Origin of the sequence: Pseudomonas sp. 382, from assembly GCF_002759075.1 — a bacterium.
GTDB lineage: Bacteria > Pseudomonadota > Gammaproteobacteria > Pseudomonadales > Pseudomonadaceae > Aquipseudomonas > Aquipseudomonas vlassakiae.
In genome coordinates, this window is the sequence record NZ_PEMX01000007.1 from 31,049 (window position 1) to 45,450 (window position 14,402).

A 14,402-nucleotide genomic window follows, 5' to 3' on the forward strand; every position below is an offset into this window, starting at 1 on the left:
AACCGACAGCCGGTTGGCGTCAACGTTTGCGTTGACGACTCAGGTTGTCGGAAAATGCGCCGATTTTAAAGCTAGACGCTCCGGCGGCACCTAGAAGGTCGCCGAGCCTGAACGTATGCCTAGGGGGGCATTCTTCGATGAACCAACGCAAACCGGATCTACTGTGGATCCTGGTCTTCATCTTTGGCCTGGGTGTGGTCACCACCGGTTATGCCCAGGGTATCTGGGAGCGCAAGCTGGATACCGCCTATCAGACACCGGTCGACGCCACCCTGCAGAAACGCTGAACTACCCGCTAACGCCGCTCAGGTCGGCGCCAGGTACCAACTGCGGTCGCTGACCGTCCCTTGCAGCGGTACGTCCCAACTGGCTTGCGCCAGTCGCTCGACCTTCTGGCACTCATGCGCCAGCCCCAGCAGCAATGGTTTCTTCCAGGTCTTGCGACGTGCCTGGTAGGCCAGGCTGCGGTCATAGAACCCCCCGCCCATGCCCAGCCTCCCGCCGACCTCATCGAAGCCGACCAGTGGCAAAAGGATCAGATCCAGCGACCAGATCGGGCGCTGGCGCCGACGGTCGGTCAATGGCTCAGGAATACGGAAGCGGTTGCGCTTGAGTTTTTCGCCCTGCTCGAAACGCTGGAACACCATGCGCGTTCGCGGCCAGGCATGCAGTACCGGCAGGTAAGTGCGCTTGCCGCGGCGCTGAGCCTCGCGCAGCAGCAGGCGCGGGTCGATTTCACCGTCGTTGGGCAGGTACAGGGCGATATGCCGGGCGCGGCGAAACAAGGGGTGCTGCGCCAATTGGCGGTACAGGCCGCGTGAGGCCTGGTGCTGCTGTGCGGGTGTCAGGGCGCGGCGGGCATTGCGAAGCAGGCGACGAAGCTGGGGGCGGGAAAGCGACGCAGTTTCGGTCATGGCACTGGTTATCCCAGGTGTCGGATTGCCCAGCTGAGCGCTCGGCAGGAGGAATCAGGCTCCCCGATAAGACCGCTATCGGTGTAGCCCTTGAACCCGAAAGTTCAAGGTGGAGATTGCAGGGGGCGTTAAGGCTTTCCGTCGGGCGGACATGCACACCTGCCCCAGCGTGCAACCCCCGTGGTTGTGCGTATCGGCTCAGGGACATAACCGACTGGCGCATCCCCCAGGGAGTGGCGCCAGTATACCAATCTCAGCCGTTTTTGGTACCCGCATCGTCGGACAACGCCTGATCGACCCTTTCCAGCAGGTCCCGCACCTGTTCACGGCTGGTGCCACTCACTGGGGCATCGGCGCGATCCTCCTGGCGGTGCAGCATCTCGTGAGTGATATTCAACGCCGCCATGACCGCAATGCGGTCTGCACCGATCACCTTGCCGCTGCTGCGGATCTCGCGCATCTTGCCGTCCAGGTAGCGCGCGGCGCTGACCAGGTTGTTGCGCTCTTCCGGCGGGCAGATGATCGAATACTCCTTGTCGAGGATCTGCACGGTGACGCTATTGCTTGAACTCATGAGTCTTGCTCCAGGGCCTTCAGGCGTAAAATCATCGACTCGACCTTGCGCTTGGCGATCTCGTTCTTTTCGATGAGGTGGGCGCGCTCTTCGCGCCAGGATTTTTCCTGAACTACTAGGAGTGCATTTTGCCGTTTTAGTTGCTCGATGCGTTCAATCAGCAACTCGAATCGGCTCATCAGCGCTTGCAGGTCGTTCTCTTGCGTGGGTTGCACTCGATTCGCTCCGTCGTTGAATCACCCTGCGAGGATGCCTCTCCCGGCGCAGCGGCGGCCAGTGCCGATGGTCTTGGCGCGCCTGCCGGTGCTAGGATACAAGGTCTTCATTCTAGTCAAATGCGCCGTCTGGCGCCTAGCCGACCATGCCTAATACTCAATCGCCTTACGTTGCCTTCGCCATGCTCCTTTCCAGCAATGGCCACCCTGTAACCCCTGCCGAACTGCACGGCCTGTTGATCGGCCGCAGTTGTGCCGGCGCAGGCTTCGATGCCGAGGCCTGGCTGGCTGATGCCGCCCAACTGCTGGAAACCGAACCCGGTGACGCCGTGCGCAATGCCCTGATCGGCCTGCAGGAGATGGTCAAGGGCGAGCTGAGCAGCGAAGACATGGCCATTGTCCTGCTGCTGCCGAGCGACGATGCGGCACTTGCCGACCGCGCCGAAGCGCTGGGCCTGTGGTGCCAGGGTTTCATCACCGGCTTCGGCCTGAACGCCGGGGGGCAGGACCTGTCTACCGAAGCCAAGGAAGTGCTGCAGGACCTGGTGGCCATTTCGCAGGTCCAGGAAGCCCTCGAGGAATCCGAAGACGGCGAAAGCGACTACATGGAAGTCATGGAATACCTGCGCGTCGCACCGCTGCTGCTGTACACGGAGCTGGCCGCGCCTGCCGCACCCGCACCAAAACCTTCGCTGCACTGATCAACCGGGGGTAGTTCTGCCCATGAGCCACATACCCAAGGCCGAGTATGCCCGTCGGCGCAAGGCGCTGATGGCGCAGATGGTCCCCAACAGCATCGCCATTCTGCCCGCCGCCGCAGTCGCCATCCGCAACCGCGACGTCGAGCACGTGTACCGCCAGGACAGCGATTTCCAGTACCTCAGCGGCTTCCCCGAGCCTGAGGCGGTGATTGCACTGATCCCTGGCCGCGAGCATGGCGAGTACGTGCTGTTCTGCCGCGAGCGCAACCCGGAGCGTGAGCAGTGGGACGGGCTGCGTGCCGGCCAGGAAGGCGCAATCCGTGACTTTGGCGCGGACGATGCCTTCCCGATCACCGATATCGACGAGATCCTGCCGGGCCTGATCGAAGGCCGCGAGCGGGTCTATAGCGCCATGGGCAGCAACGCTGAGTTCGACCGCCGGTTGATGGACTGGATCAACGTGATCCGTTCCAAGGCACGCCTCGGCGCCCAGCCGCCAAACGAATTCGTTGCGCTGGATCATCTGCTGCACGATATGCGCCTGTATAAATCGGCTGCGGAAGTGAAGGTGATGCGTGCCGCCGCGGAGATCTCTGCGCGCGCCCATGTGCGCGCCATGCAGGCCTGCCGGGCCGGGTTGCACGAGTACAGCCTGGAAGCCGAGCTGGACTACGAATTCCGCAAGGGTGGCGCGAAAATGCCGGCGTACGGCTCGATCGTCGCCGCCGGGCGCAATGGCTGCATCCTGCACTATCAGCAAAATGATGCGCCGCTCAAGGATGGCGACCTGGTGCTGATCGATGCTGGTTGCGAGATCGATTGCTATGCCAGCGACATCACCCGGACCTTTCCGGTCAGCGGGCGTTTTTCGCCGGAGCAGAAGGCGATCTATGAGCTGGTGCTCAAGGCACAGGCTGCCGCCTTTGCCGAGATCGCCCCGGGCAAGCACTGGAACCACGCCCATGAGGCGACCGTGCGGGTGATCACGGAGGGCCTGGTGGAGCTCGGTTTGCTCAAGGGTGAGGTGCAGGCGCTGATCGACAGCGAGGCTTACCGGGCTTTCTACATGCACCGCGCCGGGCACTGGCTGGGCATGGACGTGCACGATGTCGGCGAATACAAGGTCGGTGGCGAATGGCGCGTGCTGGAGCCCGGCATGGCCCTGACTGTCGAGCCAGGCATTTACATCGCCGCCGACAACCAGGAGGTCGCGAAGAAATGGCGCGGCATCGGTATCAGGATCGAGGACGACGTGGTAGTGACCAAGCAAGGTTGTGAAATTCTGACCTCGGGTGTGCCCCGCACGGTTGCCGAGATCGAGGCGCTGATGCAGGCTGCGCGCAAGGACGCGGCATGAGTCGGGTCAACCTGGCGATCATTGGTGGCGGGCTGGTGGGCGCAAGCCTGGCTTTGGCCCTGCAGGCAGGCGCCAAGGCGCGCGGCTGGAAGATCCTGCTGATCGAGCCGTTCGCCCCCGGCGACAGCTTCCAGCCCAGCTACGATGCGCGCTCTTCGGCACTGTCGTTCGGCACTCGGCAGATCTACCAGCACCTCGGCCTCTGGCAAACCATCAGCCCGCGCGCCGAGCCGATCCGGCAGATCCAGGTTTCCGACCGTGGCCGTTTCGGCGCCACTCGCCTGGACGCCATGGAAGAAGGCGTGCCGGCCCTGGGATACGTGGTGGAGAACGCCTGGCTCGGGCAGTGCCTGTGGCAAGGGCTGGACAGCGAGGTGGTGAGCTGGCGCTGCCCGGCCGAAGTGAAGGCGATGCAAGCCATCGAGGGTGGCTACCGCCTGCTGCTGGACGACGACACCAGCCTGGAATGTGACCTGGCGGTGCTGGCTGACGGTGGCCGCTCCGGCCTGCGTGAGCAGTTGGGAATCCACGTGCGCCGTACGCCCTATGAGCAAAGCGCCCTGATCGCCAACATCACACCCGGCGAGGCCCACTGCGGCCAAGCCTTTGAGCGTTTCACCGAGCAAGGTCCTATGGCCTTGCTGCCACTGCCGGAAAACCGCTGCGCGCTGGTCTGGACGCGCCAGGGGATGGATGCCAAGCGTCTGGCCGAGATCGACGAGCGCAGTTTCCTGCGCGAGTTGCAGGGTGCCTTCGGTTATCGGCTCGGCGGCTTGCGCCAGGTCGGTGCCAGGCATCTCTACCCGCTGGCGCTGATCGAAGCCCAGGAGCAGGTCCGTCCACACCTGGTGGTGCTGGGCAACGCCGCGCACAGCCTGCACCCGATTGCCGGCCAGGGTTTCAACCTGTCGCTGCGTGATGTGCAGGCGCTGGCCGACGCGCTGCTGCTCGGCCCACAGCTTCCGGGCGACCTTGCCACTCTGCAGGCCTATCACCAGCGCCAGCGTCTCGACCAGGCCCTGACCATCGGCTTCTCCGACCAGGTCACCCGCCTGTTCGGCAGCAACCAGCCACTGCTGGCGGCCGGGCGCAATATCGGCCTGCTCGGGCTTGACCTGTTGCCACCGGCAAAAAGCTGGTTCGCTCGCCAGGCCATGGGCCTCGGTACCCGCCCCGATCCGCGGGGCCAGGCATGAGCAACCCGCGCAGGCTGGCGCGCCGGGCGCGCATGTTGCGCTGGCTGCTGAATTTCTACCCGCCGTACCTCGGCGCAGGCATCCACATCCAGCACATCAGCCCGGACATGCGCAGCGTCAAGGTACGCATGAAGCTGACCCGCTGGAATCGCAACTACGTCGGCACCCAGTTCGGCGGCAGCCTGTATTCGATGGTCGACCCGTTCTACATGTTGCTGCTGATCGAGCAGTTGGGCCGCGAATACATTGTCTGGGACAAGGCTGCCAGCATCGATTTCGTTGCGCCGGGCAAGGGCACGGTGTATGCCGAATTCCACGTCGATGACGCGCTGCTGGACGACATTCGCCAGCAGACTGCCACCGGCAAGAAGTACCTGCCGCGTGTGCAGGTCGATATCCGTGACGAAGCCGGCGAGCTGGTGGCACGGGTCGATAAAACCCTATACGTGCGGCTCAAGCCGCAAGCGAGGCAGGCGTAAGGCATGGAAATGCGCGCAGATCTGTTGATTGTCGGTGCCGGTATGGTCGGCAGCGCCCTGGCCCTGGCGCTTCGCCACAGCGGCCTGGAAATTCTCCTGCTCGACGGCGGCTCGCTGTCGGTCAAACCGTTCGACGCCGATGCACCGTTCGAGCCGCGGGTCAGTGCACTGTCGGCGGCCAGCCAGCGCATCCTCGAACGCCTGGAGGCCTGGGACGGCATCGCCGGGCGGCGCGTGTCGCCGTATTCCGACATGCATGTGTGGGACGGCAGCGGTACCGGTCAGATACATTTCTCGGCAGCCAGTGTGCACGCCCAGGTCCTCGGCCATATCGTCGAGAACCGGGTGGTGCAGGACGGTCTGCTGGAGCGCCTGCACGATAGCGATATCGGCCTGTTGCCCAATGCCCGCCTGGAGCAGCTGCGCCGCTCCGGTGACGAATGGCTGCTGACCCTGGCCGATGGCCGTCAGTTGCGTACGCCGCTGGTGGTGGCCGCCGACGGCGCCAACTCGGCGGTGCGCCGCCTGGCTGGCTGCGAGACGCGAGAGTGGGATTACCTGCACCACGCGATCGTCACCAGCGTGCGCTGCAGCGCCGCGCACCAGGCTACCGCCTGGCAGCGCTTCACCGACGAGGGGCCGCTGGCCTTCTTGCCGCTGTCGCGTGACGGCAAGCAGGATTGGTGCTCGATTGTCTGGTCGACGACTCCAGAGCAGGCCGAGCAGATCATGGCTCTGGATGAACCGGCCTTCCTCAAGGCGTTGGAGCGGGCCTTCGAGGGGCGACTGGGTGAGGTGCTGGAGGCCGACCCGCGCGTCTGCGTGCCGTTGCGCCAGCGTCACGCCAAGCGCTACGTGGACGAAGGGCTGGTGTTGATTGGCGATGCCGCACACACCATTCACCCGTTGGCCGGGCAAGGCGTCAACCTGGGCTTTCTCGATGCTGCGGTGCTGGCCGAGGTGCTGGAGCATGCCAGCGAGCGCGGCGAGCGGTTGGCGGATGTGAAAGTGCTCAGCCGTTATGAGCGCCGGCGGATGCCGCACAACCTTGCGTTGATGGCGGCAATGGAAGGTTTCGAGCGGTTGTTCCAGGCCAATCCGTTGCCGTTGCGCTGGTTGCGTAACAGCGGGTTGAAGCTGGTGGAGCAGATGCCGGAGGCCAAGGCGCTGTTCGTGCGCCAGGCGTTGGGGCTGACCGGGGACCTGCCGGAACTGGCCAAGGCCTGAAGTCACCGCTTTTTTGTGGGAGCGGCCTTGTGTCGCGAAAGGGTCGCGTAGCGGCCCCAGATTTCAGCTTCCCAGCAGATATCGCCGGGGCCGCTCTGCGGCCCTTTCGCGACACAAGGCCGCTCCCACAGGGTGCGCTTGCGCTCGTTTTGCAACATCCGGTAACTGCTCTGATGATGAGCTGGAAAATGGGATTCACTACCATTTGCGCCTCTCATACGATCCGAGGAGTGCTTTCCATGTTGCCACGCAAGCCCCTACTGGCCGCCCTGGCCCTGACCCTGTTCGGCGGCACCGCTCAGGCGGCGGACGAAGTGGTGGTGTACTCCTCGCGCATCGACGAGCTGATCAAGCCGGTATTCGACGCCTACACCGCCGAGACGGGGGTCAAGGTCAAGTTCATCACCGACAAGGAAGCCCCGCTGATGCAGCGCATCAAGGCCGAGGGCGAGAACGGTGTGGCCGACTTGCTGCTCACCGTCGATGCCGGCAACCTGTGGCAGGCCGAGCAAATGGGCATCCTGCAGCCGATCAAGTCGGCCATCATCGACCAGAACATTCCCCCGCAGTACCGCGCTTCGTCCCATGACTGGACCGGCCTGAGCCTGCGTGCACGGACCATCGTCTACTCCACCGAGCGGGTCAAACCGGCCGAGCTGACCACCTATGAAGCCCTTGCCGACAAGCACTGGGAAGGCCGCCTGTGCCTGCGCACTGCGAAGAAGGTGTACAACCAGTCGCTGACTGCCACGTTGATCGAAAACCACGGCGAGGCCAAGACCGAGCAGATCGTCAAAGGCTGGGTCGGCAACCTGGCCACCGATGTGTTCTCCGACGATAACTCGGTGATCCAGGCCATCGAAGCCGGCCAGTGCGATGTGGGCGTGGTCAACACTTACTACTACGGCCGCCTGCATGCCCAGAACCCGAAACTGCCGGTCAAGATCTTCTGGCCCAACCAGGGTGACCGTGGCGTGCACGTCAACCTGTCGGGCATCGGCCTGACCAAACATGCACCGCACCCGGAAGCCGCCAGGAAGCTGGTCGAGTGGATGACCGGCGAGGAAGCGCAGAAGCTGTTCGCCGACATCAACCAGGAGTTCCCGGCCAACCCGAAGGTCAAGCCGTCGGATGAGGTGGCGGCTTGGGGCAGCTTCAAAGCTGACAGCATTCCAGTGGAAGTGGCCGGCAAGCGTCAGGCCGAGGCCATTCGCCTGATGGATCGGGCTGGCTGGAACTAAGCACCCGGCCTTAAGCTTCCGGGGCCTTCACGGGCCTCTTCGCGGGCATGCCCGCTCCCACAGGAATACTCGATCCCTGTGGGAGCGGGCATGCCCGCGAACGACCGCAAAGCGGTCGCAATCAGCCACAGAGACATTCACTTGCCCCATACCGCCCAACGCCGCTGGTACCTCCCGGTCACCCTGACCGCCGCCCTGGTGCTCCTGCCCCTGAGCGTGCTGCTGCTGTCCTGGCAGTCGGTCGACATGCAGATCTGGTCGCACCTGCTCGACACCCAGATGGGACGCCTGCTGGGCAATACCGTGACCTTGGTGGTCGGCGTTGGTATCGGGGTGACCCTGCTCGGCGTCAGCCTGGCCTGGCTGACCAGCCTCTGCGAGTTCCCCGGCCGGCGCTGGCTCGACTGGGCGCTGATGCTGCCGTTCGCCATCCCGGCCTATGTGATGGCCTTTGTCTTCGTCGGCCTGCTGGACTTTGCCGGCCCGGTGCAGAGCGCCTTGCGCGAGGTGTTCGGGCCCATGCGCCTGCCACGGGTCCGCTCCACCGGTGGGGTGATCGTCGTCCTGGTGCTGGTGTTCTACCCCTACGTCTACCTGTTGGCGCGCTCGGCGTTCCTGGCCCAGGGCAAGGGTTTGATGGAGGCCGCCCGGGTACTTGGCCTGTCGCCCGTGCAGGCCTTCTGGCGGGTGGCTTTGCCAATGGCGCGGCCTGCCATTGGCGCGGGCATCGCCCTGGCTCTGATGGAAACCCTGGCCGATTTCGGTGCAGTGGCGGTGTTCAACTTCGATACCTTCACCACGGCCATCTACAAGACCTGGTACGGCTTCTTCAGCCTGTCCAGCGCGGCCCAGCTGGCCAGTCTGCTTCTGCTCGCGGTAATGCTGGTGCTGTACGGCGAGCGCCGCGCCCGTGGCGCAACCCGCAGCGGCAACGAACGCCCGCGCGGGCATGCGCTCTATCACTTGCGCGGGGCCAAGGCGCTGCTCGCCAGCGGCTGGTGCCTGCTGGTGTTCGCCTGCGCATTCGTCATTCCACTGTTGCAGTTGCTGGTGTGGTGCTGGCAGCGCGGTCGGCATGACCTGGACGAGCGATATGTCGGCCTGGTGCTGCACACGCTGTACCTGGGCGGCATGGCCGCTCTGATTACCGTTTGCGTGGCATTGCTGCTGGCTTTCGCCCGCCGTCAGGCGCCGACGGCCGGCATTCGCGCTGGCGTTGGCCTGGCCAACCTGGGCTATGCCTTGCCTGGCTCGGTACTGGCGGTCTCTATCATGCTGGCGTTCAGTTACCTGGACAATCAGCTGGTCATTCCGCTGTCCACCTGGTTGCGAGGTGCAGGCAAGCCGCTGCTGTTGGGCAGTCTGGCGGCCTTGCTGCTGGCTTACCTGGTGCGCTTCATCGCCGTGGCCCATGGCCCGTTGGAGAGCAGCCTGGAACGTATCCGCCCCTCCTTGCCGGAAGCCTCGCGTAGCCTTGGCGTCGGTGGCGTGCGGTTGTTTTTCAAGGTGTATCTGCCGCTGCTGGTGCCAGGGGTCTTGAGCGCCGCGTTGCTGGTGTTCGTCGATGTGCTCAAGGAAATGCCCGCCACCTTGCTGATGCGCCCGTTCGGCTGGGACACCCTGGCAGTCAGAGTATTCGAGATGACCAGCGAAGGCGAATGGGCGCGTGCCTCGCTGCCGGCGTTGACCTTGGTGCTGGTAGGGCTGTTGCCGGTCATCGGGTTGATCCGCCGTTCAGCGCGTCGTCCGGGTCACAGTCACTAAGGATGCCAGCTTGCGCCCTTGCGGCTACAATGCGCGGCATTCGCGCGGCGGGTCCTACAAGAAGAGCTGACGATCAAACGTCATCGACCGCCGCCGCTTCGCCACGCCCGGAAGGAGAAACCCATGGGACAGCGCACGCTTTTGTACGACTTGCACCTGGCGCTCGGCGCCAAGACGGTCGATTTCGGCGGCTGGGACATGCCGCTGCACTATGGCTCGCAGGTCGAGGAGCACCATCAGGTGCGCAGCGACTGCGGTGTCTTCGATGTATCCCACATGACGGTCATCGACATCGCCGGTGAAGATGCCACTCCCTGGCTGCAGCGTTTGCTGGCCAACGACGTGGCCCGTCTCGACAGCACTGGCAAGGCCCTGTACAGCCCATTGCTCAACGAAGACGGCCGGGTCATCGACGATCTGATCGTTTACCGTACCCAGAGCGGTTACCGCCTGGTCACCAACGCGGCCACCCGGGCCAAGGTCATCGAGTGGTTGCATCGGCAGAGCGCCGGTTTCAGCGTATCGTTCGACGTTCGCCCCGACCTGGCCATCCTCGCCATCCAGGGGCCGAATGCCCGAGAGAAAGTCGCCGCGCTGCTGAGCCCTGCCCGTGCCGCGTTGATCCGTGAACTGCGCCCGTTCGAAGGTGTTGCCGAAGGCGACTGGTTCATCGCCCGTACCGGCTACACCGGTGAAGACGGCCTGGAGATCATCCTGCCGGGCGATCAGGCCGTCGCCTTCTTCAACGACCTGGTCGGCGCCGGCATTGCGCCGAGCGGCTTGGGCGCGCGCGATACCCTGCGCCTGGAAGCCGGCATGAACCTGTACGGCCAGGACATCGACGAAAGCCACACCCCGTTGACCTCGAACCTCGGCTGGTCCATTGCCTGGGAGCCGGCAGAGCGCAACTTTGTCGGCCGTACCAGCCTGCTGGCGGAAATCGAGCGTGGCGTGCAGGAAAAACTGGTTGGCCTGGTGCTGGAAGAGCGCGGTGTTCTGCGGGCTCACCAGGTGGTTCGTGTAGCCGGGATTGGCGAAGGAGAGATCACCAGTGGTAGTTTCTCTCCTACGCTGAGCAAGTCCATCGCCCTGGCGCGCGTGCCCATGGCCACCGGTGACCGCGCCGAGGTCGAGATCCGCGGCAAATGGTACCCGGTGCGGGTGGTCAAGCCGACCTTCGTGCGCCACGGCAAGATTTTGATCTGAACATTCAACGGCGGGCCGAACCGCTGACCCAAACGAGGAATTCAAGACATGAGCAATATCCCCGCCGATCTGCGTTTCGCCGAAAGCCACGAGTGGGCGCGCCTGGAAGCCGATGGCACTGTCACCGTCGGCATCAGCGACCACGCCCAGCAGGCGCTGGGTGACGTGGTGTTCGTCGAGCTGGCCGAAGTCGGCAAGGTGTTCGCTGCTGGCGACGCTGCTGGCGTGGTCGAATCGGTCAAGGCCGCTTCCGATATCTATGCCCCGGTTGCCGGCGAAGTGATCGCGGTCAACGAGGAGCTGGCCGACAGCCCGGAACTGCTCAACGAAGAACCTTACGCGTCGTGGATCTTCAAGCTCAAGCCAAGCAACCCGGCTGATCTGGACAAGCTGCTGGATGCCGCTGGCTACAAAGCCGCTATCGGCGAGTAAGACCGCGTCGCCTGCTTCGCGGGCGCGCCCGCTCCCACAGGGATAGCGTATGCCTCAGGGCTTCTCGTTAACCTTTGGGAGCGGGCATGCCCGCGAAGAGAGCGGTACAGCCAGAGCAAGATTCCCCGCAGAATCGGCAATCCTTCCTAGACTTATAAGTCTCCACGAGACCTGGTCTAGGAAGAGAGCGTCGACATGTCCCAGTCGCCATCCCTGCATCAACTGCAAGAGCTCAACCCTTTCCTGCGCCGCCATCTGGGGCCCGACGCCTCGGAGCAGCAAGCAATGCTCAGCACCCTTGGCCTCAACAGCCGCAGTGAGCTGATCGAGCAGACCGTGCCGCCTGGCATCCGCTTCAACCGCGCCCTTGACCTGCCACCGGCCCTCGATGAACAGGCTGCGTTGGCCAGGCTCGCCGGCTTCGCCGGGCAGAACCAAGTGTGGACCAGCCTCATCGGCATGGGCTACCACGGCACCGTCACGCCTACGGTAATCCTGCGCAATGTGCTGGAAAACCCCGGCTGGTACACAGCGTACACGCCCTATCAGCCCGAAATCGCCCAAGGCCGCCTGGAGGCGCTGCTCAACTTCCAGCAGATGGTCATCGACCTCACGGGCCTGGCGCTGGCCAACGCGTCATTGCTCGACGAGGCCACGGCAGCTGCCGAAGCCATGGCCCTGGCCAAGCGAGTGGCGCGCAACAAGAGCAACGCGTTCTTTGCCGATGAGCATTGCCATCCACAGACCTTGTCGGTGCTGAAAACCCGCGCCGAAGGGTTTGGTTTCCAATTGATCATCGACGCTGTGGATAACCTGGCCAGGCACCAGGTATTCGGTGCCTTGCTGCAATACCCGGATACCCACGGCGAGGTGCGCGACCTGCGCCCGTTGATCGACCAGTTACACAGCCAGCAGGCCTTGGCCTGCGTAGCTGCCGACCTGCTCAGCCTGGTGGTGCTGACACCGCCCGGCGAGCTCGGTGCCGATGTGGTGCTGGGGTCGACCCAGCGCTTTGGCGTACCGATGGGCTACGGTGGCCCGCACGCGGCCTACTTCGCCTGCCGGGACGAGTACAAGCGGGCGATGCCCGGGCGCATCATCGGCGTATCCCGCGATGCCCGTGGCAACACTGCACTGCGCATGGCCCTGCAGACGCGTGAGCAGCATATCCGCCGCGAAAAGGCCAACTCCAACATCTGCACCGCTCAGGTGCTGCTGGCCAACATCGCCAGTTTCTACGCGGTGTATCACGGCCCGGAAGGCCTGCAGCGCATTGCCCAGCGGGTGCACCGGTTGACCTTTGTGCTGGCCGCAGGCCTTGAGGCCAAAGGCATCAAGCGCCTCAACCAGCACTTTTTCGACACCCTGACCCTCGATGTCGGTGGCGCCCAGGCAGCGATCATTGAAAGCGCCGAGGCTGCGCGCATCAACCTGCGCATCCTGGGCCGCGGCCATCTGGGTGTGAGCCTGGACGAAACCTGCAACGAAGCCACAGTGCAGCGGCTGCTCGACATCTTCCTGGGCGTCGATCACGGCCTGGACATCGCCGCGCTCGACCAGCAGGCGCTGCCCGAAGGCATCCCCGCTGCGCTGGTGCGACGCACGCCGTTCCTCAGCCACCCGGTGTTCAACCTGCATCACAGCGAAACCGAGATGCTGCGCTACCTCAAGCAGTTGGAAAGCAAGGACCTGGCGCTGAACCAGTCGATGATCCCGCTAGGCTCCTGCACCATGAAGCTCAATGCCACCAGCGAGATGATTCCCATCACCTGGCCAGCCTTCGCCCAGCTGCACCCCTTTGCCCCCGCCGCGCAGGCCATGGGCTACAAGGCGATGATCGATGAGCTGGAAAGCTGGTTGTGCGCGATTACCGGCTTCGACGCCATCTGCATGCAACCCAACTCCGGTGCCCAAGGTGAATACGCCGGGCTCATGGCCATCACCCGTTATCACCGCAGCCGCCATGAGCCTCAACGCACGCTTTGCCTGATTCCGTCGTCAGCCCACGGCACCAATCCGGCCTCGGCGCAGATGGCTGGCATGGAGGTGGTGATCGTCGATTGTGACGATGCTGGCAACGTCGACCTGGAAGACCTCAAGGCCAAGGCTCATGCCGCCGGGGCCAGGCTGTCGTGCCTGATGATCACCTATCCCTCGACCCATGGTGTGTATGAAGAGGGCATCCGCGAGATCTGCGAAGTGGTTCACCAGCATGGTGGCCAGGTGTACATGGATGGCGCCAACCTCAACGCTCAGGTCGGTCTGGCGCGGCCGGCGGACATTGGCGCCGATGTTTCGCACATGAACCTGCACAAGACGTTCTGCATCCCTCATGGCGGTGGTGGCCCAGGCATGGGGCCGATTGGCATTCGTGCTCATCTGAAGCCGTTCGTCGCCAGCCATCCGGTCGTCCCGGTGCCGGGGCTGGACCCGAACAACACTGCAGTCAGCGCCGCGCCCTGGGGCAGTGCGAGCATCCTGCCGATCAGTTGGATGTATATCGCCATGATGGGCCCACAGCTTGCCGATGCCAGCGAGGTGGCGATCCTCTCGGCCAACTACCTGGCCAGCCAGCTCGGTGGCGCGTTCCCGGTGCTGTATCGCGGGCGCAATCAGCGCGTGGCCCATGAGTGCATCCTCGACCTGCGGCCGCTCAAGGCGCAGACCGGCATCACCGAGGAGGACGTCGCCAAACGCCTGATGGACTATGGCTTCCATGCCCCGACCATGTCGTTCCCGGTGCCGGGAACCTTGATGGTTGAGCCCACGGAAAGCGAGTCGAAGGCCGAGCTGGACCGGTTTGTCGACGCGATGTTGGCGATTCGGGCAGAGATCGCCGAGGTGCAGGAGGGTAACTGGCCGGCAGAGGACAATCCGCTCAAGCATGCGCCACACACCCTGGCCGATGTATTGGCACCCTGGAACCGGCCCTACAGCCTGGAGCAGGCGATTGCGCCCAGTGCCCACGTGCGCTTGCACAAGTACTGGCCAGCGGTGAATCGGGTCGACAATGTGTATGGGGACAGGAATCTGTTCTGTGCTTGCGTGCCGGTGGAGGCTTACCGGTAAGGTAGGATCGGCGTAGGCCTCTTTGCG

At 64.1% G+C, this 14,402-nt stretch carries 14 protein-coding genes and 1 other RNA gene; 11 read left to right on the forward strand and 4 right to left on the reverse strand.

What is annotated here, in order from left to right; genetic code table 11:
* Positions 1–137: 137 nt before the first annotated feature.
* On the forward strand, positions 138–287 hold the full coding sequence (locus tag CQW31_RS31300; RefSeq protein WP_176507540.1) for a hypothetical protein: 150 nt from the start codon (positions 138–140) through the stop codon (positions 285–287).
* 18 nt (positions 288–305) lie between these two features.
* On the opposite strand, the gene CQW31_RS10340 is transcribed toward CQW31_RS31300, so the two are convergent.
* The 4 genes from CQW31_RS10340 to CQW31_RS10355 form a co-directional block, all read right to left on the reverse strand.
* Entirely contained in the window at positions 306–914 is a 609-nt protein-coding gene (locus tag CQW31_RS10340; protein WP_054883898.1) for a 5-formyltetrahydrofolate cyclo-ligase, read from the reverse strand.
* Between the two features lie 56 nt (positions 915–970).
* Positions 971–1,150: non-coding RNA, 6S RNA (ssrS, locus tag CQW31_RS10345), on the reverse strand.
* A 17-nt stretch (positions 1,151–1,167) separates the two neighbouring features.
* Positions 1,168–1,488 (reverse strand): cell division protein ZapA, encoded by a 321-nt coding sequence (locus CQW31_RS10350; RefSeq protein WP_054883897.1) that lies wholly within the window; start codon positions 1,486–1,488, stop codon positions 1,168–1,170.
* A complete protein-coding gene (locus CQW31_RS10355; RefSeq protein WP_099814492.1) occupies positions 1,485–1,667 on the reverse strand; it encodes a TIGR02449 family protein in 183 nt (60 codons plus the stop codon). The genes CQW31_RS10350 and CQW31_RS10355 overlap by 4 nt, the downstream gene beginning before the upstream one ends.
* Positions 1,668–1,849: 182 nt before the next feature.
* On the opposite strand from CQW31_RS10355, the gene CQW31_RS10360 reads away from it, so the two are divergent.
* The 10 genes from CQW31_RS10360 (at position 1,850) to gcvP (ending at position 14,375) form a co-directional block, all read left to right on the forward strand.
* Positions 1,850–2,404 carry a YecA family protein gene (locus CQW31_RS10360; RefSeq protein WP_054883896.1) on the forward strand — a complete coding sequence of 185 codons (555 nt, stop codon included), beginning with the start codon at positions 1,850–1,852 and terminating at the stop codon, positions 2,402–2,404.
* Between the two features lie 22 nt (positions 2,405–2,426).
* Complete coding sequence (pepP, locus tag CQW31_RS10365) at positions 2,427–3,761, forward strand: Xaa-Pro aminopeptidase (protein ID WP_099814420.1); 1,335 nt, start codon at positions 2,427–2,429, stop codon at positions 3,759–3,761.
* Complete coding sequence (ubiH, locus tag CQW31_RS10370) at positions 3,758–4,957, forward strand: 2-octaprenyl-6-methoxyphenyl hydroxylase (protein ID WP_099814421.1); 1,200 nt, start codon at positions 3,758–3,760, stop codon at positions 4,955–4,957. The genes pepP and ubiH overlap by 4 nt, the downstream gene beginning before the upstream one ends.
* On the forward strand, positions 4,954–5,436 hold the full coding sequence (locus CQW31_RS10375) for a DUF4442 domain-containing protein (protein ID WP_054883893.1): 483 nt from the start codon (positions 4,954–4,956) through the stop codon (positions 5,434–5,436). Before ubiH ends, CQW31_RS10375 begins: the two co-directional genes overlap by 4 nt.
* Before the next feature lie 9 nt (positions 5,437–5,445).
* Entirely contained in the window at positions 5,446–6,663 is a 1,218-nt protein-coding gene (locus CQW31_RS10380; RefSeq protein WP_178075561.1) for a 2-octaprenyl-3-methyl-6-methoxy-1,4-benzoquinol hydroxylase, read from the forward strand.
* Between the two features lie 239 nt (positions 6,664–6,902).
* Positions 6,903–7,904, forward strand: a complete 1,002-nt coding sequence (locus tag CQW31_RS10385) for an extracellular solute-binding protein (RefSeq protein WP_099814423.1) — start codon at positions 6,903–6,905, stop codon at positions 7,902–7,904.
* Between the two features lie 141 nt (positions 7,905–8,045).
* Positions 8,046–9,668, forward strand: a complete 1,623-nt coding sequence (locus CQW31_RS10390) for an iron ABC transporter permease (RefSeq protein WP_099814493.1) — start codon at positions 8,046–8,048, stop codon at positions 9,666–9,668.
* Between the two features lie 123 nt (positions 9,669–9,791).
* Positions 9,792–10,874 (forward strand): glycine cleavage system aminomethyltransferase GcvT, encoded by a 1,083-nt coding sequence (gcvT, locus tag CQW31_RS10395; protein ID WP_099814424.1) that lies wholly within the window; start codon positions 9,792–9,794, stop codon positions 10,872–10,874.
* A 48-nt stretch (positions 10,875–10,922) separates the two neighbouring features.
* Entirely contained in the window at positions 10,923–11,306 is a 384-nt protein-coding gene (gcvH, locus tag CQW31_RS10400) for a glycine cleavage system protein GcvH (RefSeq protein WP_054883889.1), read from the forward strand.
* Between the two features lie 195 nt (positions 11,307–11,501).
* Positions 11,502–14,375 carry an aminomethyl-transferring glycine dehydrogenase gene (gene gcvP, locus CQW31_RS10405; protein ID WP_054883888.1) on the forward strand — a complete coding sequence of 958 codons (2,874 nt, stop codon included), beginning with the start codon at positions 11,502–11,504 and terminating at the stop codon, positions 14,373–14,375.
* The last annotated feature ends 27 nt before the right edge of the window (positions 14,376–14,402 follow it).

Excerpts from the sequence above, each read along its gene's own strand:
- CQW31_RS31300 (WP_176507540.1), top strand. The coding sequence starts at position 138 with ATGAACCAACGCAAACCGGATCTACTGTGGATCCTGGTCTTCATCTTT.
- ubiH (WP_099814421.1), top strand. The coding sequence starts at position 3,758 with ATGAGTCGGGTCAACCTGGCGATCATTGGTGGCGGGCTGGTGGGCGCA.
- CQW31_RS10380 (WP_178075561.1), top strand. The coding sequence starts at position 5,446 with ATGCGCGCAGATCTGTTGATTGTCGGTGCCGGTATGGTCGGCAGCGCC.
- gcvP (WP_054883888.1), top strand. The coding sequence starts at position 11,502 with ATGTCCCAGTCGCCATCCCTGCATCAACTGCAAGAGCTCAACCCTTTC.
- CQW31_RS10350 (WP_054883897.1), bottom strand. The coding sequence starts at position 1,488 with ATGAGTTCAAGCAATAGCGTCACCGTGCAGATCCTCGACAAGGAGTAT.
- gcvT (WP_099814424.1), top strand. The coding sequence starts at position 9,792 with ATGGGACAGCGCACGCTTTTGTACGACTTGCACCTGGCGCTCGGCGCC.
- pepP (WP_099814420.1), top strand. The coding sequence starts at position 2,427 with ATGAGCCACATACCCAAGGCCGAGTATGCCCGTCGGCGCAAGGCGCTG.
- CQW31_RS10355 (WP_099814492.1), bottom strand. The coding sequence starts at position 1,667 with ATGAGCCGATTCGAGTTGCTGATTGAACGCATCGAGCAACTAAAACGG.
- CQW31_RS10375 (WP_054883893.1), top strand. The coding sequence starts at position 4,954 with ATGAGCAACCCGCGCAGGCTGGCGCGCCGGGCGCGCATGTTGCGCTGG.
- gcvH (WP_054883889.1), top strand. The coding sequence starts at position 10,923 with ATGAGCAATATCCCCGCCGATCTGCGTTTCGCCGAAAGCCACGAGTGG.
- CQW31_RS10360 (WP_054883896.1), top strand. The coding sequence starts at position 1,850 with ATGCCTAATACTCAATCGCCTTACGTTGCCTTCGCCATGCTCCTTTCC.
- CQW31_RS10340 (WP_054883898.1), bottom strand. The coding sequence starts at position 914 with ATGACCGAAACTGCGTCGCTTTCCCGCCCCCAGCTTCGTCGCCTGCTT.
- CQW31_RS10385 (WP_099814423.1), top strand. The coding sequence starts at position 6,903 with ATGTTGCCACGCAAGCCCCTACTGGCCGCCCTGGCCCTGACCCTGTTC.